This window comes from Candidatus Aegiribacteria sp., assembly GCA_021108435.1.
Lineage (GTDB): Bacteria > Fermentibacterota > Fermentibacteria > Fermentibacterales > JCC-6 > Aegiribacteria.
On sequence record JAIOQY010000194.1, the window covers coordinates 1 to 2,912 of the forward strand.

At 42.2% G+C, this 2,912-nt stretch carries 4 protein-coding genes; 3 read left to right on the forward strand and 1 reads right to left on the reverse strand.

From position 1 onward, the window contains the following. From K8R76_11595 to K8R76_11605, 3 genes are all read left to right on the forward strand, one after another. Positions 1 to 450: hypothetical protein (locus tag K8R76_11595; protein ID MCD4848818.1), on the forward strand; the 450-nt coding region annotated here is incomplete at its 5' end. A 190-nt stretch (positions 451 to 640) separates the two neighbouring features. Next, complete coding sequence (locus tag K8R76_11600) at positions 641 to 1,240, forward strand: GNAT family N-acetyltransferase (protein MCD4848819.1); 600 nt, start codon at positions 641 to 643, stop codon at positions 1,238 to 1,240. Positions 1,241 to 1,265: 25 nt separating this feature from the next. After that, on the forward strand, positions 1,266 to 2,174 hold the full coding sequence (locus K8R76_11605) for a patatin-like phospholipase family protein (protein ID MCD4848820.1): 909 nt from the start codon (positions 1,266 to 1,268) through the stop codon (positions 2,172 to 2,174). Here the strand turns inward: K8R76_11605 and K8R76_11610 are convergent. Further along, the gene (locus K8R76_11610) at positions 2,167 to 2,859 is read right to left on the reverse strand and encodes a hypothetical protein (protein ID MCD4848821.1); all 693 of its coding nucleotides are present in this window, start codon (positions 2,857 to 2,859) and stop codon (positions 2,167 to 2,169) included. The genes K8R76_11605 and K8R76_11610 overlap by 8 nt on opposite strands. Between the last annotated feature and the right edge of the window lie 53 nt (positions 2,860 to 2,912).

A 2,912-nucleotide genomic window follows, 5' to 3' on the forward strand; every position in this document is an offset into this window, starting at 1 on the left:
ATAGAAAGCAGGAATAAGATGAAGAAGCTGTTAGTGGCCGGGACTGCGCTGCTCGTCGGGGTTTTCGCAGCATGTGCAAGCAACCCGTCAGGCAATGACACTATTCGGGAGGGAAGCTGGTCAGGGATGACCGCAGACAGTATTCCCATTTCATTTACCGTGAGCGACACTGTAATGAAGAATGTAACATTCACCATTGTCTATGATTTTGAATCGAAACCGGACACTTCGATAACATGGTTGTTCGAAGGCTATATTTGCAGTGATAATACCTTTCAGCATATGGACCAGGAAGGTTCAACCTATTACTCATTTTCAATAGATATGCAGGGTACTTTTACTCCTCCTGATCATGTCCAGGGCAGTTTAGTGACTGTGGGAGTATTCGACTCCACAGGTACAACCGAGACAGATTCCATCTCAGTCAGCTGGACTGCGTCGCCCAATTAGATTTCAGTCCCGAATACAGGAGAGGCTCCCGGAGTGAAAAACATCAGGAGTTTCATCAATTACAACAGGTATTGCTCTTACTGAACGACTTTTTCAATTCAGATAGTAAGGACACAATCCTGGAAGGCAGTGGAGTGCTTGTGAATGTTGTGCTTCGGATAGTTAAATTCGAAATTCTTTTGGCTTAATCATGATAAATAATGAGATACAAATTACTCAGATCATTGATGAGATTCAAAAGGATGAAATTCTTTCGATAATGTATGATGCTTTTGAAAAGAAACTATCGAATCTTGAACTAAAACCGAAATCCAGAGAACAGGGATTACGAATTCTCAGAAAAAGCGCAAATTATGATCAGGGGTTATACGCAATTCACAAATCCGGAATTATCGGTGCTGTGGGGATGAATTCTCGAAAGAAGAGATTCTATTATTTCGAGTGGAAAGTACTATTGGAGGAATTTGGTTTTATCGGTGCATCATGGAGATCAATCATTCAGAAATATTCCGCTGATAGCCTGAAGGATACGGAATTATATATCGGATCAATTGCAGTTGCAGAGAATTATCGCGGAAAAGGAATTGGAACAAAGTTACTTGATGCAGTAAAGGATCTTGCGAGAAATAACGGATTCGAAAGTATAATACTGGATGTCGTTGATACTAATCCCCGAGCATTTGATCTTTATAAGAGATATGGGTATGAAGTAATTAAAAAGAGGAAGTTTGGTTTCATAACAAGGTCAGCCGGATTTTCATTTTCTTATAAGATGAGATATACGATTTGAAAAAGATATGTGGAGAAGGAACCTGATGCTGTTCAAAAAGCCAAGAATAGGTATTGCACTTGCAGGCGGCGGAGCAAAAGGACTTGCGCATATAGGATTTCTTGAAACACTCAAGGAAAATGGAATTCCCATCGACATTATTTCAGGAACTAGCATTGGAGCGGTAATAGGAGCGGCTTATGCCCTTGAGCCTGATATTGAGAAACTGAAGGAGACACTTCGGATACTCATAGAATCCGATGTATTCAGAGATCTGAAACTGGACAAATTCAAATCAGTTGAAGAAGATCACTGGTTCGACAGGATCAGAAACAAGTTAAAAATGAGCCTCACATTTGCTGAGGCGGCGACAAGGCCGTCACTTGTTCCTGAGATTCAGGTAGTGAAGCTCTTCAATGAATTATTCGGCGAAAAGACATTTAAGGACACGAAACTTCCATTTGCAGCGGTTGCTCTGGACCTTGTATCGGGTGAAGATGTGCTGTTCAGGGAAGGCTTAATCAGGGATGCTGTGAGAGCGAGCACCGCTATTCCCGGTATATTTCCGACAGTAAGCATAGATGGAAAATTGCTTGTTGATGGCGGTGTAACGGCGAACGCTCCCATAACAGCAGCAAGGAAACTGGGAGCGGATGTAATAATTAGCGCTATTTTCGGTTACGAGCCATCCCCTCCGGGAAAACTTGAAAGTTCCATGAGTGTTATTCTAAGAGGTGATGAGCTCGCAAAATTGAAATTGTTCAGGATGCTCATCGAGAAAGCGGACTACGTCGTTGAAATTGATACTGGAAATACTCACTGGACCGATTTCGGGATGTATGAAGAATGTATTGAGAAGGGGAAAGAGGCTGCGATAACGCATCTTGATAAATTGAAAAGGATTTCGAGCGGTGGTTCATTCAGAAGATGGTTCGTTTCCAGAAAAGCTACATGAAAAAAGCTTTCAGGAATGCCCAGGAACTGCTTTGAAGATCAAGTGTTGTCTCATCAGTTATCTCAACGTCGTCAAATGAAACATCCATAGTGGCATTATCACCTGAATCATATCCAAATAGAGCAAAGACACCAGGTTCCTGATAAGAACTGTCTATAGCTGTAAAATTCCATATATCAGGCTCATCACCGGAGGTTCCTGTCCAGCATTTCCCTCCGATAAAATGTCCGTTCATCTCCAGCCTGAGCCAGTACTCCTGCCCATAGGATAAATGGCATGGCTCCAGCGCAAGTGTCTCGCCATATCCAATTCCATCGATTCTAACCAGAATCAAATAACTGAGGGTATCAGAAATTTCTATGAAAATGCCATATCCCTGTGTCAGTATGACATCGAATCGTCCTACTATTCCAATCATGGTACCTTCATTAAGGATCACATTCGTCCTGCAGGTATAGTCGGAAACACTCATGCTCCCGAATAGATCACTGTTCATGGAAATGGCGTAAACGGAGTCAGGAGCCGTCTGAGAGAAGCAGTACCTGCCTTCGATTACTGTATAGGATGCGCCGGTGGGCAGTTCCAGCCAGCCGTCTGCGTTGCCATCGTTGAAATCATCAGATATAAGCACATCTGAAAAAGCAGCTGCTGTGATGACTGTTAGCGAAATGATCAAAATCTTCATATTCTCTCTCCTCTGATAATTAGTATTCAGGATTGATAATTAAATCTACTATA